This is a genomic window from Streptomyces sp. NPDC048295 (assembly GCF_040652135.1).
Taxonomy (GTDB): Bacteria; Actinomycetota; Actinomycetes; order Streptomycetales; family Streptomycetaceae; genus Streptomyces.
The window spans coordinates 109952-133137 of sequence record NZ_JBEZLL010000022.1 but is presented as its reverse complement, the minus strand read 5'-3'; the positions used below and the strand labels follow the sequence as shown (position 1 = coordinate 133137).

Genomic DNA, 23186 nt, shown 5'->3' with positions numbered 1-23186 from the left:
AAGTGTCAATACTTCGGAGCGGCCCCGACAGGCCCGAGGAGGAGGCGCACCGTGATCGACTGCCATGTCCACCTGTGGGATCCGGCCGAGGGATTCCCGTGGATCCGACCGGGCGGCGAGCACCATCGCGCCTTCGGCGAGGACGACCTGGAACAGTCGGGTGCGGGCCTCGACCTGGCCGGGGCGATCCTGGTCGAGGCGTCGCGCGGCGACGCGGGAGAGACGCTCGCCCTGCGTGAAGTGCGCCGGCGCCGCCCGGATCTGGTCATCGGATACGTGGCCAACCTGCACGTCCACGGCGCGGACGGGCCCGGTGCCTTCCGCGCCCGTCTCCAGGATCTGGGGGACACCCGCCCCAATGGGATGCGGCTCGGCGGCCCCTCGTGGACGGACACCCCCGAGCCGGCCCGCGCGCTCGTCCCCGTGCTGGAGGATGCGGGTGTCGCGCTGGAACTCAATCTGCACCGGCGGGCGTTGGCGGCGGCTGCCGACATCGGCGCCCGGCATCCCGGGCTCACCGTCGTCGTCGACCACCTGGGCAACGCCCCGGACCCGCGCACACCGGAGGCGGGGGAGTGGTTCCGCGATGTGGAGCGCGCCGCCGCGAGCCCGAACGTGGTGGTGAAGATCTCGGGGCTGCTCACCCAGCAGCACGGGCTCCCGCCGCAGCGCATCGCGCACCTGGTGCGACACGTCGTGGACACCATCGGGCCCGACCGCTGCCTCCTCGGCTCCGACTGGCCGATCTGTCTGCCCCGCGGCTCACGGGCCGACTCGCTCGCCACCTCCCGGCTCGGGCTGTCCCATCTGGCTGCCGATCGGCTCGATCGTGTACTGCATACGAACGCGGTCCGCGTGTACCGGCTCGATGGCTGAACCCGCGTGGCTGATGTGCATGCGGTCGGCGTCCGTGCGGTTGACAGTGCTCGAACGCCCCTGCTTCGATTCCCTCGATGATCGATAGGCGATGAACGGTGACCGAATTCACCTCGCCGAGAGCCGGCCCCCACCTCCGCGGAGAGAGGCCCGATGGCACATTTCGAACCGCCCATGAAGTTGTCGGACGGGAATGACTGAAGGACAGGCAGCTGGAAACCTCGATGTGACTCCATCGAGAGAAGACGGGCGCGTATTATGTCGCAACTGACGTGCCCCTGTGCAGGATTGGGTATTCATGGCATCTAATGCGTCGGGTGGATTCGTCTCCACGCTGGCCACCAACAAGGACCGGTTCCGCAAGACCCTGATCTCGGACCAGGTGTACGAACTGCTCCGCCAGGCCGTCGTCGAGGGCGATCTCGCGCCGAACGACCGCGTGGTCGAATCGGAGATCGCCCGGCGGCTCGGCGTGAGCCAGGCCCCGGTGCGCGAGGCGGTCAAGCGGCTCGCCCGTGAGGGGCTGTTCACGCACGTCCCGCGCCGCGGCCACTTCGTCGTCGAGATCTCCTCGCAGGACGCGGAGTACGCCCGTCAGGTCCGCGAGCCCCTGGAGAGCCTGGCCGCCCGGCTCGCCACCGAGCACATCACCGAGGAACAGCTCACCGAGCTCGACGCACTGGTCGAGCGGATGCACGAGACGGTCGCCGCGAACGACGTCAGCGGCTTCCGTGACGCCGACATAGAGTTCCACACCCTGGTCAGCCAGTACGCGGGCAATCCGTTCCTGGCCCGGATGTGGGAGGTCATCGAGCCGAGCCTGCGCACCCTACGGGCCATCTCCGACCCGCTCTTCGAAGGCGACTGGTGCGCGATGGCCGATGAACACGGCCGTCTCGTCGGCCTGTTGCGGTCCGGGGAGCCCGACAAGGCGGCCGAGGCCTTCGCCGACCACGCGGCCGGCCGCGGACCCGTCCCGGACGCGCGGGAGGCCAGGAAGCCGCGCAAGAAGGCAGCCGCGACGAAGAAGACGACGGCCGGCAGGACAGCGACCGGCAAGACGACGGCGAGGAAGACCGCGGCCGTGAAATCGGCGGCGAAGCCGAACTGATCCATCGGCCGTGGACCCGACCCGGAATTCCTTCCGGATCGGGCCCACGGCCGTGTTGTGCGCAGGCTACCTACGGGCGCCCGCAGTCCACTTCGGTGCCCCGTACTGGTAGGCGCCCAGACTCGGAGTCGCGTCCGTGGAACCGTCATTGATTCCCGGCAGCGGAATCGCCTGATTGCGTGCGGGGGATTCCGCCGTCAGCCGGAAGTCGTGGTTCGCCGCGTCGACGAACAGCGGATCGACGCCCGTGGGGAGGTTGTTGGAGAGCACGAGCCCGCCGTCGGTGGCGCCGTCCAGGCCGCGGATGGTGCCGATGTTGTTGTAGATCCTGGTGCCGGTCGACTGCCCCGGCTCCTTCACGTAGAACAGCGTCATTCCACCGGTGTTGTTGTAGACGCTGTTGTCGTGCGACCCGGTGCCCAGACCGTTGAGCATCACCGTGCCCTCCCGGTTGCCCCAGCCCGCGTTGTTCGCGATCACCAGGTCACTCTGGCCGTTGTCCGCGTAGACCCCCGAGATCCCGAACGTGGTGGAGGTCGTGGCCGGTGCCGGGTCGTGCAGCACGTTGTGGTCGATGGAGGTGCCCATCATCCAGGCGCTGCAACAGGTGTAGATCGCGGCGACGTCCAGGCTGAGCCGGGCGTACCCGGAGATGTCGTTGTACGCGATCAGGTCCTTGCCCGGGGCGAGTCCGCTCACCTCGTTCCACTGGAGGTTGATCCCGCTGCGTCCGACACGGGAGATCGTGTTGTGCGTGACCGTCTGGCTGTTGCCCTGCACGGCGATGCCCGCGGCGTAGGTACCCATGTAGTCGACGTCGTGGATCACGTTGTCCGTGGCGGTGTTGTTCTGTCCGCGCAGCGCGATGCCGTTCCCGGCGCTCAGCGCCAGATCGCTGTTCACGATCTTGTTGTGGGTGCCGTCGAGGATGATGCCGGTGTCGCCGACGCCCCGTGTCACCGTGCTGCCGCAGTCCGTCGCACCCCGGGTGATGTCCGTGTAGTGGGACAGGTAACGGCCGTTGATGCCGTCCAGAGTGACGCCGGTGCTGGAGGGGCCTGTCTTGATCGTGGTGGCGAACAGGCCGATGCCCGCGATCGTCGTGTGACCGGCGTTCGTCAGGTCGAAGCCGAGGGTGCGCCGCTTGGCCTCGACGGTGTGGGTGTCCGGGTCGTCGGTCCCGTACACGTACAGGCGCTTGGCGGTCGGGTCGTAGAACCACTCGCCGGGATGCGCGAGTTCACCGATCTTCCCGGAGAGCGCGTACCGGGTCTCCTTGGGCACCACCTTGTGCACACACGGCGGTGCCGTGTCCAGCGTCACCGAGCCGGTGGCGGAGCTCTTCACGGTGGTGGTGGCCGAGATGTACCAGTAGCCGGTGAGGGCACGCGCACCGTCCCAGTACCCCGCCGGGCGGGTCAGGTCCGCGTCGGCGATGGTGGCGTCCGCGCTGCCCTCACCGGCGTACTGGAGCGTGGGGTCGAGCAGATCGAGACCGGGATACGGCCACTGGGCCTCGATGTCCATCTTCTTGTCGGTGAACACCTGCACGGTGGTCACGTCCGCGCCGAGGTCGACGCCGGTGCTGTAGACGTGCCCGGCCGCCACCGCTTCGCTGAACGGCGAGTCCGCGGCGAACGGGTCGGACCTGGCGATCTCGGTGACATCGGCGGCGGTGACCGGTTCGAAGCCGCCGATCCGGGAGGCCCCGCTCACCGTGACCTCCGCACCAGGGGCGGCGCGGTACGTGATCGGCAGCTCGGCGGTGCCGGAACGGGCCGGCACCACGGTCTCCTCGTACGTGCCGGACAGGACCAGGCAGGTATCGCCCGGAACCATCACGTCGGCACACTTCTGGATGTGCCGGAACGGCGCCCTGGGGCTTCTGCCGCCGACGGTGTCCTGGCCGGACGGCGAGACGTAGTACGTATGCCCCGTCCGGAACTTGACCGGATGGGCGGCGGCGGGCTGACCGGCCACCACCACGGTCAGGGCGGCGAGCAGGGCGGCTGCGGACCACGGTCCCCTGCGGGACCGTGGCATCCATCTCCTCAGCACTCCGTGATCCTCTCTCTTCGTTCGGCTCTCTCTCGGACGGGAAACATCGAGCCCGGCCGTCTCCCTGCGGCCCGTGCTCTCGCGGCTCATCCCTTCACCGCGCCGACGGTGAGGCCGCTGATGATGTGGCGCTGCATGTAGATGAAGAAGATGACCACGGGCGCGACGGCGAGCAGCAGGTTCGGGAACACCTTCGTCAGGTCGGTCGAGTACTGACTGATGCCGGCGTAGATCGCCGTCGTGACCGTGTAGTGCCCGGAGGACGGGCTGAGCAGGATCTGCGGCGAGACGAAGTCGTTCCAGATCCCGATCGAGTTGAGGATCAGCACCGTGACGACCGCGGGGCGCATCAGCGGGAAGATGATGGACCAGAACGTCCGGTACCGGCCCGCGCCGTCGATCGTCGCCGCGTGATCGATGTCCACCGGAATGGTGCGGATGAATCCGACGAACAGGAAGATGCTCACCGGCAGCGTGGTCGCCACATCGTGCGCGACCAGACCGGTCACGGTATTGGCCAGGCCCACCTCGCGCAGCACGTAGATCACCGGGATGATCACGGCCGCGCCCGGGATGAACGTGCCGGCCAGGAAGTACAGCAGCACCAGCTGCGTACGCCGCTTGAGGCTGCGCGCGATCGCGTACGCGGCCGGGCCCGCGAGCAGGATGCACAGCACGTCCACGACCACGACGAGGAACAGCGTGAAGCCGTAACCGCCGATGACGTTGAACTGCGGGCTGTTGATCGCCGCCGACATGTGCTCGAAGGTCAGCCCGCTCAGGGGGATCGAGAACGGGTTGTCGAGGATGTCCTGCTGCGACTTGAAAGCGTTCACCACGAGCAGGTAGATCGGCACGATCATGACGACGAGGAGCACACCCAGAAGGCCCCAGCGCACCGGCGAGCGCGGCTCCTTGTGCTCCGTGCGCCGCGCCGCGACACCACCTTCGGTCGGCGCGGCCTTCGGCCTGTCACGGACCTCTGCCTCTAGTACGACCACCACCGGCTCCTAACTAACCTGTCGCAGCTTGGTCTTGACGGTTGCGCAACGCCGTCACGAGGAGGGCGAGCACGGCGGACACCACCATCAGGAACACTGCCTGCGCGGTCGCGTACCCGACCTTGGTGCCCTCGAAGGACCGGGCGAGAATGAGGTACGTGAACGTCTGTGTCGACCCGGCCGGCCCGCCGCCGGTGAGGCTCACCACGATGTCGTACGCCCGGATGAGCCCCACCAGGTTCAGCACCGTTGCCACGGTGACCACGGGAGCGATCATGGGGATCACGATCCGCAGATTGATCTGTCGCTTGGAGGCGCCGTCGATCGCCGCGGCCTCCAGCAGCTCGGCGGGCACCGTCTGCAGGGCGGCCACGAACAGGACGACGTTGAAGCCGAATCCGGCCCACACGATTACCGCGATCAGCGAGATCAGCGCGAACTTCTCGTCGAAGAGGAAGCCGAGCGGTTCGATGCCGAACTTGGCGAGTGTGTTGTTGATGGCGCCGTTGGTGCCGAGGATCGCCGCCCACAGATAGCCGAGGATCAGCGCGCTGATCACGTGCGGGAAGTAGGCGACGGCCCGGAAGAAGGAGTTCGTGCGCGAACGGCCCTTGAGGGCCAGCGCGTACACGAGCCCCAGTCCCACCATGAGCACCGTGCCTGCCAAGGCGATCAGCCCCGTCACGTACCAGGCGTCCGACGAACTCGGGTCGTCGAACAGGTGCTTGTAGTTGTCGAGCCCGGTGAACGTGGCGGTGGAGAAGCCGTCCCAGTCGGTCAGGCTGAGATACACCGCGACGCCCACCGGCACGACCGTCATCACCGTGTAGAGCAGGACGGCCGGGCCCATCATCCCGAAGGAGATCGCCGAGTCTCGCAGCCTCGCCCGACGCCGCTGCTTGAGCCCTGCGTTCAGCTCTGCGAGTTCCACCACTTGTCCAATCCGTCGGCCGCGCCCGCGGGGGACGAGCCCGTGTACAGGGACTGGATCTGCTTGTTCAGCTCGTCGCTGAACCCGGCGATCGGCTGGTTCTTCCCGGACTTCACGATCACCGACGGCGCCTTGTCCAGGATCTTCTGCACGGACGAACCGAGACTGGACATCGGGTAGGTGAAGCCCTCGCGCAGATTGGCGTCGGAGGCGAGCTGGCTCTTGATGGCCTTCGGGTCGGTGGTCGTCCACTTCACGAACTCGATCGCCTCGGCCTTGTGACGGGACTTGTTCACGACGACGTACGGGTTCGAGATGTTGCCGAACTGGCCCGACGGGTAGGCCCCGTCGGTCGGCATGGTGAAGACGCCGATCTCGTCGCTCTTCTTGGCGGCGTCGGCGGCGGGCACGAAGAACGAACCCATGATGTACATGGCGGACTTGCCGTTCAGGAAGGCCGTCTGGCCGTCCGCGTAGGTGAGGCCGAGCGCACTCTTGTCCAGGTATCCCTCGTCGATCCAGCTCTTGTAGTGCTCCAGGTAGGGCAGGTAGTCGCTCTTGGCGAAGGAGGCCTTGCCGTCCTTGCGCTTGGCCGTCCACGCGGGGTCGGCGGTGAGCACACCCGCGTCGGCCATCATCGAGAACTGGGAGCCGGTGACCCACTGCCCGGCGGTCTGCAACGGCTTGTAGCCGGCCCCCTTCAGGCTGCCCATCGCCGCCGTGAACTGATCCATGGTCCGGATGCTCGTGGCGTCGATCCCGGCCTTCTCGAAAGCGGCCTTGTTGTAGAAGACGAGCGACTGGATCTGCTCACCCACACCGACCACGTAGTGCTTGCCGTCGATGGCGTACTGGTCGGCCAGCGGAGTCTTGGCTGTCCAGGGCTGGTCGGACAGGTCGGCGAAGAGCGACGCGGTATCGGCGGTCGGCGTGATCTGCTGGGCGACGTCCGGCGGGTCGCCCGCGGCCAGGTCCTGCCTCAGCTTCGCGTCCGCCGAGATGGTTCCGGTCAGTTCGAGCTTGACCGTCACACCGGGGTGGGACTTCTCGTAGGTGTCGAACAGATCGTTCCAGTACTTCTCCGTCAGGTTCGGCGTGATGTTCACGATGACGCGGAGGGTCGTGCCCTCCGAGGCCTGGTCGGACCCATTGCCACAGGCGACGGCCGATGCCATCACCAGGGGAGCCAGGGCGAGTCCGCAGGTACGACGCCACATTGTTTTCATCGGGACACGCTCCGTTGCGTAGTCGTGAATAATCGATAGCTGGTATTCAGCCGCAGAGTTCCCGGTGGAGCAGTAGTGGGAGGGGGCCGCGGGCGGTCATCGGTGGTGGCCGCCCGGCGAGGTGGTGCGATGCGGTGGGGGCGGGGCAGAGCCCTCGCCTCCGTGACTATCGTCTATCGATTGCTGATGCTAGGGGCGGCACCCCGCTTCTTCAAGGGTGCTGCGCCAAACCTCTGAGTTCGTTCTTCCGGCCGTTGCCGTCCCCGTGGGCGAGCAACCACCCTGCGACTGCGCGGCCTTGGGCTGCGGGGGAGCGGACCGTGAGCGGAAGCCGGGTGGATCGGGTTCGCCAACTCCCCCTCAGGCGCGAGTCTTCGTCCGCCCCCGACGCCACCGCGTCGGAGCCGTCATCCGCGCTCGGCGCCACCGCAAGGCGCTCGACCGACGGTCTCACCACCGAGGTCACTCCTGCCCGTCCAACTCCAGCTCGATCACCGGGAGCAGCACGTCGGGCCGGGCGACGGGGAGAGTCAGGGTGAGGGTGCCCGCCGGCTGGTCCGGCGGCGCGAGATTGTTGTGCTCGTGCCGTGCGCCGTCCATCTCGTGGAAGCGGATCTCGGAGCCGTCGTGCAGGAGTTGGGCGTACCGCACGCGCCCGGCCAGTCCCGGCAGGTGGAGGTGTTTCAGGGGCCAGGCCAGCAGGTGCAGATACAGACGGGTGCCGGACTGCGTGTACAGGGCGTTGGCAGGTGCCTGGAAGGCGCTCGGCCCCGCACCATGTACGGACCGGGCGTGCAGGCCGGTCCACTCGCCGATCGCGCGGAGCGTGGCGCGGGCCCGGGGATCCAGGGCGCCGCGGCCGGTGGGCCCGACGTTCAGAATGAGGTTGCCGCCGCAGGCGACGGACTGCACCAGCATGCGGACCAGCAGCGCGGGGTCCTTGTAGTCGTGGTTGTCGCGGTCGTACCCCCACGAGCCGTTGAGTGTGTGACAGGCCTCCCACATCACCCGCTCGCCGCCGCGCTCCAGCGGCCGGTCGGGCTGATACTGCTCGGGCGTCACGTAGTCGCCCGGTATGCCGAGCCGGTCATTGACCAGAATGCCCGGCTGCAACTCCCGTACCAGAGCGAGGAGGTTCGTCGCTCCCCATTCCTGTGGACCCTTCTCCGGATACGTGAAGTCGAAGAACAGCAGGTCGATGGGGCCGTAATCGGAGAGGAGCTCGCGTATCTGACCCTCCATGTACGCCCGGTAGCGCGCCATGTCACGAGGCTCCCGCCGGGCCTCGGTGTCCCGCAGCGGGTGGTGTTCGTCGACCGTGAAGTCGGCGTGGTGCCAGTCGAGCAGTGAGTAGTACAGCCCGACTCGCAGGCCCTCGGCGCGCATCGCGTCGACGAACTCGCGCACCAGGTCGCGACCGGTCGCATGCACCGAGGTGTAGTCGGAAAGCGCCGAACCGAACAGGCAGAAACCGTCATGGTGCTTGGCGGTCAGCACTGCGTACCGCATCCCGGACTCCCGTGCGGTACGCGCCAGTTGCCTGGCGTCGAACAGATCGGGATCGAACCGCGTCAGGTAACGGTCGTACTCCCGCTGCGACATGGCTTCCCGGCTGCGCACCCACTCGTGCCGCGCTGCCAGGCTGTACAGGCCGAAGTGGACGAAGAGCCCGAAGCGTGAGGCCTCGAACCACCCAGTGCGGGCAGGGGAGTCGGTGGGATCGGTGGAAGCATCGGTCACGGACGGCTCCAGACGCATTGACATCACTAATCGATTGGCTGTTATCTACCATCGATAGGCGATGATGTCACTGGCGTGGCGTGCGGCGAGCACGCGGAGAGGCAAGTGCATGCACCCGATTGGGGATCAGGAAGCGCCGTCGACGGGGGCGACCCGCATCAAGGGGATGGAGGAGTCCCGTACTTATGAGTCGATGCGAGCGCCGGTCCACACCTCGGCCTACGTACGACCGACGTCTCGGATGGTGGAAGCCCTCAGGGACGTGAGCGCGGCGACGGCCTGCGCGAAGCTGCATCAGATGGGCATCACCCGGACGTTCATCGACGGACCCGTACCGCTGCACCGCGAACCGGACGTCAAGATCACCGGCGGTGCGGTGACGCTGGAGTTCCTGCCGCAGCGCGAGGACGTCTTCAACGGCGCGGAGCAGGAGGACATCGAGCGCAAGACCCCGCTGTGGGGCGTCCTCGAATCCATCCAGCCCGGCGACGTGCTCGTCGTTTCGGCCCGGGGCAGCCACTTCACCGGCTGTCTCGGCGACATGCTCGTGCGCTACTTCAAGCTGCGCGGCGGCGCCGGGATCGTGGTGGACGGACGGGTACGGGACGCGGCCCGGGTCCGCGCACTGGGCGTGCCCATCTGGTGCACCGGGGTCACCCCGCACTACGCCTCGCAGACGGAGCTGTTCCCGTCCGCGTTCAACGTGCCCGTGGGCGTGGGCGGCTCCCTGGTGACGCCCGGTGACCTGATCGTCGCCGACGAGGACGGCGCCGTCGTCGTACCGCAGCAGAACGCGATCCCGCTCGCTGAGGACTCCCTGCTGCACCAGGACCGGGAGGAGTTCGCCCGCCGCCGCCTGGACGAGGGCGGACGGCTCTCCGACTACTACCCGCTCACCGGCGAAGGCCTGTCCGAGTACCTGGCCAGCCGGCCCGCCGCCACCTGAGCCCCGGGGCCGGGGTCCGCGTCAGAACAGCTCGGCGCCACCGCGCTGTTCGCGCGGACCCCGCGTCAGAACCGGCGGGCGCACCCGCGCTGTTCGCGGATCCCGGGTCCCATGGCGGACCGCCGCACTCGGTCGCGCACTGCCATTGCCGGATTCTGATCCCCGTCGATCCCTGCCGGCCCGGGGTGTGCGAGGCTCCGTCCGTGAGCAATTCCGCAGCGGCCGCCGTTCTTCTCACAGCCGACCTGAGGCAGGCGATTCGTGCCGTGCGAACACTGCTGGCGGTCGCCGACCTCACCCATGCCGAGGTGGACTTCGAGACGACGATTCACACGCCGCAGGTCCTGAGCCGCGTTCAGGAGGTGCTGCCCGACCTCGAGTGGTGGGCTGTGAAGGGCAGGGAGAGCGGTTCTTCGGAATCGGGCGACGACCCGGCGGCGTGCCTGCCGATCAGGGTGTTCGACTGGGGCCGGCCGCTGGACCGCGCCGAACCGCGCCGAACCGTTCATCTCCGCTGTGGCGGGCACCGCGGCGGCCGTGCGCTGGGATCTGAACGCGTGGCCCGAAGTGCCGGAAGCCGGCCTGGCGGCCGTCTCCCAGAAGTACGCCTACCTCACCCTCACGGTCAACTCCCTTGATCTGTACCAGGACGAGCCTTCGCCGGACCACACCGTTCACGTGCACACGAATGGCGCGGACGGCAGTGAGCGGCGCGTCGAGTGGCTCGCCCAGTGCGTCGGAGGACGGGCCACCGGCAGAGTGGAATCCGCGCCGATCTAGGCTCTCTCACTCTCTGAAACCGGCTCGGATACGGCAGTGGGCGAGGTCGCCGTATCATCCGGCGCCGACGAGAGAACTCGCCCACGGGGCCCTGGCGCGGGCCGGGTGGATCGACCGCAGCGCGGCCAGGGTGTTCGCGGCGCCCCTCTCGCCCAGGCATCCAGGTGCGATTCGCGTCCCCGGGTGAACCTATGCGGTCACTGCACCGGCGAAGCCCGACATCGGATTCCTGAGGTAGGGGGCGCGAGGACAAGGCCCTGCCATGTCCTCGGCACGGTCCCTGGGGAACCTGCGCTCGCCACGGCTGGTCCACCCGCCATTGGTCGGGCATACGGGTGCGGATCTGCACGCGGACGGGGCGGGAGGAGTTGCGGGAGGCGGCCGGCGAGGTCGTCCCGGTTACTTCGGGTCGCGGTTGAACTGCGCCGTCGACCAGCGGTGGCCGAGCGCGATCAGGCCGATGCACCAGGCGATCGCGATCCAGCCGTTGTTGCCGATCCCGGTGCCGAGGAGGAGGCCGCGGAGGGTTTCGATGGCGGGGGTGAAGGGCTGGTACTCGGCGATCGGCTGGAACCAGCCGGGCATGCTGTCAGCTGGAATGAAGGCGCTGGAGATGAGGGGGAGGAGGATCAGCGGCATGGCCATGTTGCCGGCAGCCTCGGGGTTCGGGCTGGCCAGGCCCATGCCGACCGCGATCCAGGTCAGCGCGAGGGCGAAGAGCACGATGAGCCCGAATGCTGCCAGCCACTCCAGGGCGGTGGCATCCGTGGAGCGGAAGCCGATGACCACGCCGACGGCGCCGACGAGGACCACGCTCATGACGGATTGCAGCACGCTGCCGACGACGTGCCCGACGAGCACCGAAGGGCGGTGGACCGCCATCGTGCGGAAACGGGCGATGAGGCCCTCGGTCATATCCATGGAGACGTACACGGCGGCCCCGATCACGGTGCTGCCGATGGTCATCAGCAGCAGGCCCGGGACGATGTAGGCGATGTACTCGGAGCGGTCGGCGGCGCCGCCACCGATGCCCGCGCTCATCACGTCGCCGAAGATGTAGACGAAGAGCAGCAGCATCATGATCGGCGTGAGCAGCAGGTTCAGGGTCCCCGACGGGTAGCGCCGCGCGTGCAGGAGGTTGCGGCGCAGCATCGTCGACGAGTCGCGTACGGCGAGGGAGAGGGAGCTCATCGGACATCCTCCTTGGTCTTCTGGCTCGGCACGCCGGAGCCGGTCAGGGCGAAGAACACGTCATCGAGGTCGGGGGTGTGCACGGTCAGCTCGTCCGCCTCGATGCCGGCCGAGTCCAGCCGGTCGAGAATGGAGCGCAATTCGCGCTGACTGCCGTCGCTGGGGATGGACAGCGAAAGTGCCTCGTCGTCCCGGGAGACCCCGCTCAGGGCGTCGGCGGCGGACTGGTACGCGACCGGTTCGGTGAAGCGGAGCCGGATGTGCCCGCCCGGGACGAGCCGTTTGAGTTCCTCGGCGGTGCCCTCCGCGGCGATCCCGCCGTTGTTCAACACAGCGATGCGGTCCGCGAGTTCGTCGGCCTCCTCCAGATGCTGGGTGGTGAGGAAGACGGTCACGCCGTCGGAGACGAGTTCGCGGATGATCTGCCACATGTTGTGACGGGAGCGGGGATCGAGGCCGGTGGTGGGCTCGTCGAGGAAGATGATCCGCGGGCTGCCGACCAGCGTCATCGCGAGGTCGAGGCGGCGCTTCATGCCGCCCGAGTAGGTGGAGGCGGGCTTCTTCGCGGCCTCGGTGAGGTCGAAGCGTTCCAGCAGCTCGGCGGCGACCCGCCGCCCCTCGCTCTTGGACAGGTGGTGCAGGTCCGCCATGAGGAGCATGTTCTCCTCGCCGGTGATCAGACCGTCGACGGCGGAGAACTGCCCGGTGACACCGATCGCGGTACGGACCGCCTGCGGGTCGGCGGCCAGGTCGTGACCGCCGACGTGCAGATCACCGGCGTCGGCGGCGATGAGTGTGGACAGGATCTTCACGGCAGTGGTCTTACCGGCGCCGTTGGGCCCGAGCAGTGCGAACACGGACCCGGCCGGGATGTGCAGATCGATGCCGTCGAGGACGAGCTTCTCGCCGTACGACTTGCGCAGCCCGACCGCGGAGACGGCGTTCGGCGACGGGTGGTCCGCACTCTGACTGGACGTGGGCATGGCAGATGGAGGCATGGTGACTTCCTTTCGAAGTCTGAAGACACAGGGGAGTGGAACCTGCATCGGAACCCGGATCGAGCGACGGTCTGTGACTGCACGTCATTCGTGTCGGCCAGAGGGGGAAACGATGTCGAGCGGCCCGGCGCCGGAGACCTGCTCGCCGGGGCATCGGCAGGATCGAGTCAGGTCTCCGCGGGGCCAGCACGACCACCTCGGTGGGCAAGGCCGGCTGCGGCTTCGGGTGGCCGGCCGGCCCGCGCCTGCTCGCGCTGCGCCGAGGCGAACGAACCGTGCCTGCGGGCTACGCCCACTGGCACGAGGTGGCGGGTGTTACTTCTCGGCTGTTCCGGGTTCCCGGCCGAGGGACTCCTGGTAGATGTCCGCATAGGTGCGTGAGTCCTTGACCAGGTCGTCGCAGAACGCGGCAACGTCCGTGCCGATGAGTTCCAGGACCCCCTTTCCCGCGGCGGCGCCCTCCTCGAAGAAGTCGACGATCCCGGGGAGCAGGGGCCCGTCGGGAAGGTCGACCGGTCCGACCTTGAACAGGTACCTCTGAATCTCCTTGTAGACGATCCGGTAGTCCGGCGGGAGTGCCTTGACCCGGGCCATGTGCGCCCGCCACTGCTTCTTGCCCTCGATGATGTCCTGGATGCCCACGTCAGCCTCCCAGCCGGCTCAGTTTCCTTGCGACGTTCCTGTTCAACTGCTCGCGCCAACGGTCGCGGTAGGTTCGAGACCCTTCTCCACCGGCCAGCGCCGCGCAGAAGCCCCGGATGTCGTCGCCGAGCACCTCGTGGACGCTCTGCCCGTCCGCCGCTGTTTCTTCGAGCAGCCCCAGGGCGGCGTCGAGGATCGGCATCAGGTTGCGGCCGGTGAAGCCCCCATGGGGAAAGAGGTGGACTTTGATCTGTTTCCACGCCGCCCGGTAATCGTCCGGCAGGGCCTCGGCCCGGGCTTCGAACGTCTTCCATTCCCTGGTGAGATCGCTGCCTGTGATGGTCTCCCAGAAGTTCATCTCCCGCCCTCCTTGAGCCTGTCGATGCGTGACGATACGTACTGCCATTTCGCCCAGAACTTCGCGAGTTCCTCGCGGCCGGCGTCGTTGAGCGCGTAGAACTTGCGCGGCGGACCGACACCGGACGGTCGTTTCGTCACCTGGACGAGTCCGTTCCTCTCCAGCCGCAGCAGGATGGTGTACACCGTCCCCTCGATGACATCGGCGAAGCCGAGCTCGTTCAGCTGGCGGGTGATGGCGTACCCGTAGGTTTCCTCGCTGCCGATGATTTCGAGCACGCACCCTTCGAGCGTGCCCTTCAGCATTTCCGTCAGGTCGTCCATCGCGAGTCCTCCTCGACCGTCTCGGTACTACGTGCTACCGAGTACCAGTACACGGTATCACCGAGTAGTGGAGGATGTCAGCGATCGATGAACACGGGCCGGATCGTGGAATGAAGGAAGGGACTCGGCCGCTCGCAGTCCCCACTCTCCTGCGAGCCCTCCGGGGCATGGCCCGGCGCCACCAGGTACGCCGTCGGCGGCGTCGGCCGGCCTCAGGACGACCGGGTCGACTCGCAGCAGCCGGAATGCGGCGGAGCGTGAGGTGGTGACGCCGCTTCATCTGCCCGAGATATGCCGAGGCCCGGGACCTACAATCGGCCGGGATGTCGATTCCAGGCGAGGGGGCTGCACGAAGTGACGCCGAGGGATGGGCAGGAAGAGATCGTCGTCCGTGTGTCGGAGGATCGAGCCGTCGTGATCGATGTCCCCTCCGAGACGAAGCCGTCACGTTGGGGGCGCTGGGTTACCGACCTCACCTCCGGCGAATGGGCGGCCCTCGTGCGGACACTGGACCCGGCGACCCGGTCCTTCATCGAGTCTCAGCGGCTGACCGCCCGTCTGGTCGAAGTCGACCAGACCTCCCGCGAGGTGATGAGGGCCGGCAAGGTGATCACCGAGGGAGGGGGGTGGATCCAGAGCGCCATCCGTGACGACCGAGGTCGAGTGACACGTCTGATGCGTATCCGCCCCGCCACGGGTGCCGCCGCCCTGTCAGGTGGGGCGGCCGTCCTGGGTGCCATCGCGGCTCAGGCTCAGACCGCTGAGATGGCCCGGGACATCAAGGCCATGCGACAGCGGCTGGACGAGATCTACGCGTATCTGCAGTCCGATCAGATCGGTGCTGTCGAGAACGCCGTCGAGCAGATCGAGGACTTGGTTGAGCGGCTACGTGCTCACGGCAAGCGCGGCGTCAGGGCGAGCGAGTTCTCGGTCATGAAGAACAGCCTGGGTGATGCGAGGCACAAGTGCCTTCGCCATCTCCAGGATGCGGTCACGAGGTTGGAGAACGCCGAGCGGAGGTCCCCGCGCAAGACGGAGAAGAGCGTGGGTGAGGGGGCGGTGGAGGAGGTGATGCTGTACCTCGATCTGATGGCGAAGTGCTACGCGGCTACGGTCCAGTTCGGACTCGCCGAGATCTCCTTCGAGTATCACAAGAAGAATCCTGACGTCGCCAGGACCCTGGCCGAGCGCATCACTCGGTCCACCGGCGAGCTCCGTGCCGAGATCGAAGACGTCCATGGTCGGCTCGGCCGGCTTGACGAGAGCGTCCGTGCCCGGTTCCGGCCCGCCTCGAAGCATGTGAATGTGCCGTCCTGGGCGTCAGGAGCAATCGCGACAACTGCATCCGCCACTGCGAAAGGTCTGGCAGGAAAGTCTGTGGCCCTGGGCAGACTTCGTGGAACCCCGATGTCGCTCCCCGCGACGTCTGTCGCCGTTGGCGCCGGCGTACTGCTGCTCGGTATCGGGGGCTTCGACGCCGTGGCTCAGTCCCGTGCGGTGAAGAAGCTGGAAGAACGCCTGGGTCGTCTCGCGGGAGCCAGCGACAGAAGCTCCCGAAACATTGACCAGGTGGCACCGAGTCTTGAAGTGCTCCGAACCCTGACCGGAGAACTTGTCGGACCCGGCGAGTGAGCTCACTGCTCTCACCCGGGGCGCGACCTCCGGCAACGGGCTCCAGGACTGCGGGTGCACGAGGACTGCGAGGAATGTGAGGCCACCGAATCGAGACGGGCGCAGCCGACTCGCACCGTTGGCGCAGAGAAGGTCCAGCTCCATCGGTGCCGTGCCGGGCCCGGAGACGTCCTGGACGGCGCCGGTGACATCCACGTGTTAGCCGCCGACCGAGACGCATCGGATCAGCCGGTCCTTGGGGCGGTCCGGCTCGGTGAAGGCGGCCAGGGTGGCGGTACCCATGGGTGGTGGTCCTCTCGAATCGGGCGGAGAACAGATGCTTGGCCCAGCGATCATGCGTCAACCGGCTCCCGCTTCGGCTGCTTACGAAACAGCGCCAGCAGCCCTACGCTGCTGTGTCATGCGGGAGACACGCCTCGACACGACTCGGATCCGAGCGGCTCGCCGGGTGATCGACCCGGCTTTTCTCGACACACCGCTGTACCGCTGCGAGGCGTTGGAACCCGGCCTCGGGTGCACGGTGAGCATCAAACTCGAAACGGCGAACCCCGTCCGCAGCTTCAAGGCCCGAGGCGCCGAGGTGGTCGCGAGCCTGCTCGCCGACATCGGCCCGCGAGCCGTGGTGTGCGCCAGCGCGGGCAACCTCGGCCAAGCCCTCGCCTGGTCCGGTCGTGGCCGGGGGCTCGACGTCACCGTCGTGGCATCCCGCTTCGCGACTGCGGCCAAGCTTGATCGCATCCGCGCGTTGGACGCCAGGTTGGAACTGGTGGACGGCGACCACGAGATGGCGCGCGAGCGTGCCGCGGCCATCGCGCGGTGCGACGGCATCCGGCTGCTCGAAGACAGCCTGGACATCGAGACCTGCGAGGGAGCGGCGACCATCGGCCTGGAACTGGTCGACACCGCGACATCGTTCGACACGGTCCTGATCGCCCTTGGCGGCGGGGCGCTGGCCACGGGCGTAGGTCATGTGGTGAAGACCTTGGCGCCCGAGGCCGAGGTGATCTGCGTCCAGCCGCTGGGCGCACCGGCGATGACCCACTCGTGGCACAGGCGGCGCGTCGTCACCACCGACTCGACCGACACCATCGCTGACGGCGTCGCCGGCCGGCGTCCCGACCCGGCCGTCCTGGACGACCTCCTCCTGGTCGCGGACGACGCCGTCCTGGTCCAGGAGGCGTCGATCATCGCCGGTATGCGGATGCTCCTCGACCACGCCGGCCTCGTCGTCGAACCGTCGGCCGCGCTCGGCATCGCGGCGATCCTCGAAGACCGTGACCGTTTCGCCGGCCGACACGTGGTCACCATCGTGTGCGGCAGCAACGTCGACGTGGACGCCTACCACCGCTGGGTGGGCGCGGCTCCCGGCCACTGGTCTTGATGAGCGCGCGAAGAGTACCGGCCGTACCCTCCTCACTCGTACGCACCACCCGATGCCCCCCAGGACAGGTGAAATCGAGCACCTCGACGCGATCGGTGATGGCGAGGTCATGCCCGAGGAAGGGGAACCCGAAGTCGTCTTCTGTCGGGCCGAGTTCGGGCCGATCGGCCACCAGCACCACCCCGGCCGGCAATGGGCCGAACGCGGCGGCAGGCACAAGGCCCCGGCCACGAGCCTCGGCCCCCGGCCACGAGCGAGACCGAGGTGGTGGGTGCCATGGGCACCATGCGGTCCGGTCCCTGCGTCCGTGAGCAACGAGGTTTCCCGTCGGTCGCCCGATCGGCGGGGTCACGCCCTCGGAGAGATGACCCCTGCCACGGCGCGGACGCGCGCCGCTCGTGCATCACACGGACGGGCCCTCAGCCCTCGAGCTTCCGGCACAGAAGGGCGTCCGGGGTGCTCCCCTTGGCCCAGGCGGCGGTGAAGGCGACACCCGCCACGTACTCATCGGTTCGGCACTGGCCCTTGTAGTTGCCCAGGGCGAACTCGCCGCCCGGCTCCCCGGCAGGCCGGCTGTCCCCGCGGTCGAACCAGACGGTCCGACCGTTCATGCCGAGCGGGCGGCCCGCAGGAGTGCACAGGGCCGCCGACACCCGCTGCCCACGCACGCTGTACCCGGACATGAACTCGTCCACTCCGCACTGGAACTTGGTGTAGCCGCCGGCCCAGTCGCCCTGCTGGACGTTGCGCTCGTCGCGCACCACCGCGGGCAGCGCACCGGCCGGGGCCGTCGGGGCAGCTCCGGCGTCGGTGCACAGCCCCCGGCCACCGCTGTGCGCCAGACCGGTGAGACGCTGGCCGTCGGGGCACACCCCCTTACGGGCTCCCGGATCCCAGTCTCCCCGCGCTCGTGTCCGCAGCGACTGGACCGCGTCCGCGTGATCGAGGTCGAGCATGTCCCATGTATCGGAGGCGGGGACCGGGCCGCTCTTCTGCGGTGCGCCGACGAGCCGGCTCCAGTCGGCCGTGCGCCAGTCACCGGAGCCGAGGATTCCCGACCGGCGGCCCTGCGCGTCGTAGTTCAGGATCGACCAGGTGCCGTGCCCGGTCCATCCGACCAGCGGCCAGTAGGCGAAGTCGGCGTCCCGGTCGATCAGGTAGTCCACGAAGTTGCCGAACCACGTGCGGGCCTGCGGGGCCGTCTCGTCACTGCCGATGCCGAACTCGCTGATCCATACCGGGGCGGTGAAGTGACGTCCGGTCTCGCCGGCGACGAAGAAGGCCTGACGGTCCAGCGTCGCGAACAGGTCTTCGCGGGACAGTTCTTGATAGCGCGGATCGTGGGTTTCGCCGAGGCCGCTCGCCCCCGTGTGGTTCGGACCCGTGTAACCGTAGAAGTGCGCCGAGTACACGAGCTTGTTCGAGGCCACCAGAGTGTGCGACACCGTTCGCGCCGGCTCCAGCGTGGGGCGCCAGTGGGAGAACCCGTCGAGCGGGATGCCCTGCCAGTTGATGCCTTCGACGATCACCAGCAGGTCGGGGTTGGCCTCGGCCAGGAGCCGGTCACCGAGGTGTTGGGAGGCGGCCCACCAGTCGTGGTCGTCGCCCTGGTTCCAATTGGCGTCATCGGTGACGGTACGGCGGACCTCGTTGTAGAGATCGGCTCCGACGACGCGCTCGTTGTCCTTGTATCGGCGGGCGAGGGCGATCCAGTCGCTCTCCCACTGTGCGGTGGACTGACTGGTGTTCCAGCGCTCGTTGCCGTCCAGGCCACAGCAGAAGCGTGAGGTGTTGGTGTGGTTGTTGAGGATCACCGCGAAGCCTTCCGCCGTCGTGGCGGCGATGACGGCGTCGAAGACCTGGAGCGGAGTCCTGCCCCGCAGCTGTGGGTTGGCGGCGACCGAGGCGTCGGGGACCGGCGCCTGGTCGTGCAGCATCTCGTTCGAGAACGGCAGGCGGATGCTGTTGATGCCCAGCGCGTGGAAATCGGCGAGGATCGTCCGGATCGGAGTGCGATCCAGACCGAGCGGCATCTGGTCGGCCTTCTCGCCGTCATGGTGGTTCGCGGGGTCGTCGATGTCTCCGGACCCGGTCCAGGACCCCTGTGCGCCGTGCCAGTTCGCGGACTTGAGTTTGAAGCGGTTGCCGGAGGCGTCGACGATGTACCGGCCACGGGTGCTCAGGGGAGCGGTCCACGTGTCGGCCGGGCCGATGGCGTCGTCCGCGGCCGGTATCCGGGTAGGAGGCGGCGCGTTCGTGGCGGCCGTCGCCGTGGCGGCTCCGAGCGCTCCGAGGAGTAACGCCCCGGAGAGCAGTGCCGGAAAGAGGGTTCGTCTCACTGTGTCCTCCGCAGGAAGGGCAAGGGGTGTGGGGGATGGCGCTGTTCGCGAACCGCGGGACCGCCGCCCTTCGACGGGCGGCGACGAGGCCCCGTTGTGCCCCGGATCGGGCTGTCACCCCTCCGGCACGGGCGGTGCGGCCGCCGTCCGTGACATCGCCGGGGAGACGGTGAACGCGGCGTGCACGGCGGCGCTCACCCGGGCGGCGACCACCTCGGGGGTGGAGGCGTCGAGCTTGCCGTCGAGGTGCAGGAACGCCAGACCGTGGACGAGCGCCCACACGGTGGTCCACAGCGCCTCCGGATCGGCGCCGGGGAAGGCGCCGCGGACGATGCCGCGGACGTATTCGGAGATGAGGGTGGTCGCGGCGACCCGTTCCTCGTCGTTCGGATCGCAGGGCTCGGCGAACATCACCCGGAACAGCGCCGGGTGGTCGAGCGCGAAACGGACGTAGGCGACGGCGACCGCGGCGAGATCCTCGGGTGTCGTGGGCGAGGGGTGCGCCGCGGTCAGGCACCCGGCCAGCTCGCCGTAGCCCTCCGCGGCGACCGCCGACACGAGTGCCTCACGGTCCGCGAAGTGACGGTAGGGGGCCGTCGGCGACACACCGGCCCGTCGGGCGACCGCACGCAGCGACAGCCCGGCGCTGCCGTCCTCCTCCAGCAACTCCCGCGCCGCGCGCAGGCAGGCGGCGCGCAGATCGCCGTGGTGGTACGCACCGGCCTGCGACACAGGTCACACTCCCTGAAGTTTACAGTGCTTACATTGCCACTTAATGTGAACGGTGCGTACATCGTAATCGGTGGAGATGGGAGAGGGGAACCAGGATGACCAGCGAGCTGTTCTCGCCGCTGCCCCTGCGCTCCGGGCAGGTACTCGGCAACCGGATCGCGAAGGCTGCCATGGAGGAGAGCATGGCCGGCGGCGGCCGGCTGCCCGACCGGCAACTGCTGACGCTGTACCGGCGCTGGGCCACCGGCGGCGCCGGGCTGCTGATCACCGGCAACGTCATGGTCCACGCCGAGGCGCTGACCGGCCCCGGTGGTGTCGTGCTCGACGACACCGCGCCGCTGGAGCCGTTCGCCGAGTGGGCCGAGACCGGCAAGTCCGGCGGCGCTGCGATGTGGATGCAGATCAACCACCCCGGCCGCCAGGTCCGGGCCGGCATGCCCGGCGTCGTGTGGGGCCCGTCCGCCGTCGGCGTCGACCTGGGACGGCACAGCAGTCGTTTCGGCCGCCCGGTCGCCATGTCCCCCGAGCAGATCCATGCCACCGTGCACCGGTTCGCCGTCACGGCCCGCCGTGCCGAGGAGGCGGGGTTCGACGGTGTGGAGGTCCATGCCGCGCACGGATATCTGCTGTCGCAGTTCCTGTCGCCCCTGGTCAACCAGCGCACCGACGAGTGGGGCGGCTCGCTCGCGAACCGGGCCCGGATGCTGCTGGACGTCGTCCGCGCGGTCCGGGCCGCCGTCTCACCGTCCTTCGCGGTCGCGGTGAAACTCAACTCCGCCGACTTCCAGCGCGGCGGGTTCGACGCCGACGACGCCCGGCAGGTGATCGGGATGCTCGAACCGCTCGGCGTCGACCTGGTGGAACTGTCCGGCGGCAGCTACGAGAGCCCCGCGATGTCCGGCCGCCCCGCCGATGACCGTACCCGGGCCCGTGAGGCCTACTTCCTGGACCTGGCGAAGGACCTGGTCGGGACCAGCTCCCTCCCGCTGATGCTCACCGGTGGAATCACCCGGCGCGCCACCGCCGGGAAGGTCCTCGGCATTGGCGTTGCGGTCATCGGGATCGGCACCGCTCTCGCCGTCACCCCGGACCTGCCCGACCGCTGGCGGAACCACCGCGAGGCCGACCGGCAGATGCCGCGCGCCGGCTGGTCCGACAAGGCCCTCGCCTCGGCCGCCGGCATGGCCCAGGTCCGCCATCAGATGCGCCGCCTCGCCCGTGGAAGCGACCCCAGGCCCGGCACCCATCCGGCGTACGCCCTGTTCTCCGAGTGGCGAAAGGACCAGCGGGCACTGCGTCGGTACCGTGCCTGGCTTTCCGCGTCGCAGGAGGCCGGGACGGTTGACCGGCCGGTGTGAGCGGCGTTCGTTCCCGGCAGACCGTCTCACCGCTGTGACGGCACCGGCCGGCCGGGAGGACGCGGCGAGCCGGCCCGCCCCGGGCACGGAGGGGAGCCGGACCCGGGCCGCCCACGGGTTCACGGGGCGAGGGCGCGTGCGGACCGGATGCGGGTGTCGTCTCAGCCGTCGTGCAGCGCCGTCCTCAGGGCGTCCACGGCGAGCTTGCGTGCCACGTTGGCGGCGCGGGTGTCTCGCAGGCTGTCCAGGAGAAGGAAGTCGTGGACCATGCCCGCGACCCGGACGGAGGTGACGTCGACCCCCGCCTCGCGGAGCCTGTTGGCGTACTGTTCGCCCTCGTCACGCAGGACATCGGCCTCGTCGGTGATGACGAGGGTGGTGGGCAGCCCCCGGAGCTGCTCCAGGGAGGCCCGGAGCGGGGAGGCATGCGCCTCGGCACGCTGGGCAGGGTCGGTGGTGTAGGCGTCCCAGAACCACTTCATGCCGTCGCGGGTGAGGTAGTGGCCCTCCGCGAACTGGGCATAGGACGGGGTGTCGAAGCCGGCGTCGGTCACCGGGTAGAGCAGGACCTGCGCCTTGAGGCCGAGGCCACCGCGCTCCTTGTTCATGAGCGCGAACACCGTCGACATGCAGCCGCCGACCGATTCGCCGGCCACCGCCACCCGGGAGGCGTCTAGGCCGTGCTCCGCGCCGTGTTCCAGGACCCACTGGCCGACGGCGTAGTTCTGCTCCACCTGAGTGGGGTACTTCGCCTCCGGCGCGCGGTCGTAGACGGGAAAGACACCGGCCGCCCCGGCGCCGACGGCCAGCTCGCGGAAGAGGCGGTCGTGCGTCCGGTCGTCGCCGAAGACCCACCCGGCACCGTGGATGAAGAAGACCACGGGCAGCGGTCCGGTGGCTCCCCGGGGCCGGATGACACGGGTGCGGACCGTGCCCCACCGGCCCGCGTCCACCTCGACCCACTCCTCGTCGACATCGGGCCGCGGCACGCTCGGGTCGCTCTGCAGACCCAGAAGAAGCTCCCGCCCCTTCTCGGGCGGGACCTCGTAGATCCGTGGGTGCGGATCGGTCGCCTCGGCCAGTTCCTTCGCGGCGGGTTCGAGATACGGGGTGATCGGCGGAGGTAGCTGGGTCATGTTTCACTCCATGTCGCGAGCGGGCACGGGGGTGCCCTGTTCCTGCGGCCCACCGGCCGCGGCTGATGATCCGCCCCCGGGTGAAGACCCGCCCCTGGTCACACGCCTTCCGTTCCATCGTCGTGGCCCGCCCGCAAAGTGCAACCCGCGCCCGGTCTCCCTCCCGGCCGACCGGGCGCGGGCGTGGTGTGCATGTCAGCCGCCGAGCGCATGCACCTCATTCAGGACGGCACGCATCTGGGGACCCGACTTCTGGGCGTAGTCGCTGCCCGTGTATCCCCACCAGTCCCAGCAACCCTGAGGATTGCCCCGCAGCAGGCTGATGTCGGTCTGCGGATAGAGGATCACCAGGTCGTTGGTGTCGGCGTATTCGTTGAGACGGGACTCACGGGCGAAGCGGTCACCCACGAACTTGTTGTCGCTCATG

21 protein-coding genes and 1 pseudogene are annotated in these 23186 nt (G+C 68.6%); 8 read left to right on the top strand and 14 right to left on the bottom strand.

Annotated features, from left to right (window positions below):
• Positions 1-51 precede the first annotated feature (51 nt).
• Together AB0D53_RS28850 and AB0D53_RS28845 are read left to right on the top strand one after the other, a co-directional pair.
• Complete coding sequence (locus tag AB0D53_RS28850; protein WP_362451867.1) at positions 52-876, top strand: amidohydrolase family protein; 825 nt, start codon at positions 52-54, stop codon at positions 874-876.
• A gap of 298 nt (positions 877-1174) precedes the next feature.
• A complete protein-coding gene (locus tag AB0D53_RS28845) occupies positions 1175-1987 on the top strand; it encodes a GntR family transcriptional regulator (protein ID WP_362451864.1) in 813 nt (270 codons plus the stop codon).
• 66 nt (positions 1988-2053) lie between these two features.
• Here the strand turns inward: AB0D53_RS28845 and AB0D53_RS28840 are convergent, their stop codons facing one another.
• The 5 genes from AB0D53_RS28840 to AB0D53_RS28820 all read right to left on the bottom strand — a co-directional run bounded on the left by AB0D53_RS28840 (position 2054) and on the right by AB0D53_RS28820 (position 8943).
• On the bottom strand, positions 2054-4030 hold the full coding sequence (locus tag AB0D53_RS28840) for a right-handed parallel beta-helix repeat-containing protein (protein ID WP_362451862.1): 1977 nt from the start codon (positions 4028-4030) through the stop codon (positions 2054-2056).
• A gap of 101 nt (positions 4031-4131) precedes the next feature.
• Positions 4132-5046, bottom strand: coding sequence for a carbohydrate ABC transporter permease (locus AB0D53_RS28835; protein WP_362451860.1), 915 nt, complete (start codon positions 5044-5046; stop codon positions 4132-4134).
• A gap of 13 nt (positions 5047-5059) precedes the next feature.
• The gene (locus AB0D53_RS28830) at positions 5060-5980 is read right to left on the bottom strand and encodes a sugar ABC transporter permease (protein ID WP_362451858.1); all 921 of its coding nucleotides are present in this window, start codon (positions 5978-5980) and stop codon (positions 5060-5062) included.
• Positions 5959-7203 (bottom strand): extracellular solute-binding protein, encoded by a 1245-nt coding sequence (locus AB0D53_RS28825; RefSeq protein WP_362451856.1) that lies wholly within the window; start codon positions 7201-7203, stop codon positions 5959-5961. The genes AB0D53_RS28830 and AB0D53_RS28825 overlap by 22 nt, the downstream gene beginning before the upstream one ends.
• Before the next feature lie 462 nt (positions 7204-7665).
• Positions 7666-8943, bottom strand: coding sequence for an alpha-L-fucosidase (locus tag AB0D53_RS28820; protein ID WP_362451854.1), 1278 nt, complete (start codon positions 8941-8943; stop codon positions 7666-7668).
• Positions 8944-9052: 109 nt separating this feature from the next.
• Here AB0D53_RS28820 and AB0D53_RS28815 point away from each other — a divergent pair, with 109 nt between their 5' ends.
• Both AB0D53_RS28815 and AB0D53_RS28810 read left to right on the top strand, forming a co-directional pair.
• The gene (locus AB0D53_RS28815; RefSeq protein WP_362451852.1) at positions 9053-9889 is read left to right on the top strand and encodes a ribonuclease activity regulator RraA; all 837 of its coding nucleotides are present in this window, start codon (positions 9053-9055) and stop codon (positions 9887-9889) included.
• Positions 9890-10405: 516 nt separating this feature from the next.
• Entirely contained in the window at positions 10406-10669 is a 264-nt protein-coding gene (locus AB0D53_RS28810) for a hypothetical protein (protein WP_362451850.1), read from the top strand.
• 399 nt (positions 10670-11068) lie between these two features.
• Here AB0D53_RS28810 and AB0D53_RS28805 read toward each other — a convergent pair whose 3' ends face one another.
• The 5 genes from AB0D53_RS28805 to AB0D53_RS28785 form a co-directional block, all read right to left on the bottom strand.
• Positions 11069-11860, bottom strand: coding sequence for an ABC transporter permease (locus AB0D53_RS28805; protein WP_362451848.1), 792 nt, complete (start codon positions 11858-11860; stop codon positions 11069-11071).
• Complete coding sequence (locus AB0D53_RS28800) at positions 11857-12843, bottom strand: ATP-binding cassette domain-containing protein (protein ID WP_362451846.1); 987 nt, start codon at positions 12841-12843, stop codon at positions 11857-11859. The genes AB0D53_RS28805 and AB0D53_RS28800 overlap by 4 nt, the downstream gene beginning before the upstream one ends.
• Positions 12844-13173: 330 nt before the next feature.
• Positions 13174-13500 (bottom strand): DUF1048 domain-containing protein, encoded by a 327-nt coding sequence (locus AB0D53_RS28795; RefSeq protein ID WP_362451843.1) that lies wholly within the window; start codon positions 13498-13500, stop codon positions 13174-13176.
• Position 13501: 1 nt separating this feature from the next.
• Positions 13502-13858 (bottom strand): DUF1048 domain-containing protein, encoded by a 357-nt coding sequence (locus AB0D53_RS28790; protein ID WP_362451840.1) that lies wholly within the window; start codon positions 13856-13858, stop codon positions 13502-13504.
• The gene (locus AB0D53_RS28785) at positions 13855-14181 is read right to left on the bottom strand and encodes a PadR family transcriptional regulator (RefSeq protein WP_362451838.1); all 327 of its coding nucleotides are present in this window, start codon (positions 14179-14181) and stop codon (positions 13855-13857) included. Before AB0D53_RS28785 ends, AB0D53_RS28790 begins: the two co-directional genes overlap by 4 nt.
• 354 nt (positions 14182-14535) lie before the next feature.
• Between AB0D53_RS28785 and AB0D53_RS28780 the strand changes: the two genes are divergently transcribed.
• The 3 genes and pseudogenes from AB0D53_RS28780 to AB0D53_RS28770 form a co-directional block, all read left to right on the top strand.
• The gene (locus AB0D53_RS28780; RefSeq protein WP_362451836.1) at positions 14536-15813 is read left to right on the top strand and encodes a hypothetical protein; all 1278 of its coding nucleotides are present in this window, start codon (positions 14536-14538) and stop codon (positions 15811-15813) included.
• A gap of 400 nt (positions 15814-16213) precedes the next feature.
• Positions 16214-17194 carry a pyridoxal-phosphate dependent enzyme gene (locus AB0D53_RS28775; RefSeq protein WP_362451833.1) on the top strand — a complete coding sequence of 327 codons (981 nt, stop codon included), beginning with the start codon at positions 16214-16216 and terminating at the stop codon, positions 17192-17194.
• A gap of 73 nt (positions 17195-17267) precedes the next feature.
• Positions 17268-17420 (top strand): annotated as a pseudogene (locus AB0D53_RS28770) (IS630 family transposase); the annotation flags it as partial.
• 193 nt (positions 17421-17613) lie between these two features.
• Here the strand turns inward: AB0D53_RS28770 and AB0D53_RS28765 are convergent.
• A complete protein-coding gene (locus tag AB0D53_RS28765; RefSeq protein WP_362451831.1) occupies positions 17614-19533 on the bottom strand; it encodes a cellulase family glycosylhydrolase in 1920 nt (639 codons plus the stop codon).
• Positions 19534-19647: 114 nt separating this feature from the next.
• On the bottom strand, positions 19648-20265 hold the full coding sequence (locus AB0D53_RS28760; protein ID WP_362451827.1) for a TetR/AcrR family transcriptional regulator: 618 nt from the start codon (positions 20263-20265) through the stop codon (positions 19648-19650).
• Positions 20266-20360: 95 nt separating this feature from the next.
• Here AB0D53_RS28760 and AB0D53_RS28755 point away from each other — a divergent pair, with 95 nt between their 5' ends.
• On the top strand, positions 20361-21623 hold the full coding sequence (locus AB0D53_RS28755; RefSeq protein WP_362451824.1) for an NADH:flavin oxidoreductase/NADH oxidase family protein: 1263 nt from the start codon (positions 20361-20363) through the stop codon (positions 21621-21623).
• A gap of 161 nt (positions 21624-21784) precedes the next feature.
• Here the strand turns inward: AB0D53_RS28755 and AB0D53_RS28750 are convergent, their stop codons facing one another.
• Together AB0D53_RS28750 and AB0D53_RS28745 are read right to left on the bottom strand one after the other, a co-directional pair.
• A complete protein-coding gene (locus AB0D53_RS28750; protein ID WP_362451821.1) occupies positions 21785-22759 on the bottom strand; it encodes an alpha/beta hydrolase in 975 nt (324 codons plus the stop codon).
• Between the two features lie 195 nt (positions 22760-22954).
• Positions 22955-23185 (bottom strand): hypothetical protein, encoded by a 231-nt coding sequence (locus tag AB0D53_RS28745; RefSeq protein ID WP_362451818.1) that lies wholly within the window; start codon positions 23183-23185, stop codon positions 22955-22957.
• Position 23186 lies beyond the last annotated feature (1 nt).

Coding starts and splice junctions, on each gene's coding strand:
- AB0D53_RS28845 (WP_362451864.1), top strand. CDS start 1,175: ATGGCATCTAATGCGTCGGGTGGATTCGTCTCCACGCTGGCCACCAAC.
- AB0D53_RS28840 (WP_362451862.1), bottom strand. CDS start 4,030: ATGCCACGGTCCCGCAGGGGACCGTGGTCCGCAGCCGCCCTGCTCGCC.
- AB0D53_RS28825 (WP_362451856.1), bottom strand. CDS start 7,203: ATGAAAACAATGTGGCGTCGTACCTGCGGACTCGCCCTGGCTCCCCTG.
- AB0D53_RS28815 (WP_362451852.1), top strand. CDS start 9,053: ATGCACCCGATTGGGGATCAGGAAGCGCCGTCGACGGGGGCGACCCGC.
- AB0D53_RS28805 (WP_362451848.1), bottom strand. CDS start 11,860: ATGAGCTCCCTCTCCCTCGCCGTACGCGACTCGTCGACGATGCTGCGC.
- AB0D53_RS28800 (WP_362451846.1), bottom strand. CDS start 12,843: ATGCCCACGTCCAGTCAGAGTGCGGACCACCCGTCGCCGAACGCCGTC.
- AB0D53_RS28790 (WP_362451840.1), bottom strand. CDS start 13,858: ATGAACTTCTGGGAGACCATCACAGGCAGCGATCTCACCAGGGAATGG.
- AB0D53_RS28785 (WP_362451838.1), bottom strand. CDS start 14,181: ATGGACGACCTGACGGAAATGCTGAAGGGCACGCTCGAAGGGTGCGTG.
- AB0D53_RS28775 (WP_362451833.1), top strand. CDS start 16,214: ATGCGGGAGACACGCCTCGACACGACTCGGATCCGAGCGGCTCGCCGG.
- AB0D53_RS28755 (WP_362451824.1), top strand. CDS start 20,361: ATGACCAGCGAGCTGTTCTCGCCGCTGCCCCTGCGCTCCGGGCAGGTA.
- AB0D53_RS28750 (WP_362451821.1), bottom strand. CDS start 22,759: ATGACCCAGCTACCTCCGCCGATCACCCCGTATCTCGAACCCGCCGCG.
- AB0D53_RS28745 (WP_362451818.1), bottom strand. CDS start 23,185: ATGAGCGACAACAAGTTCGTGGGTGACCGCTTCGCCCGTGAGTCCCGT.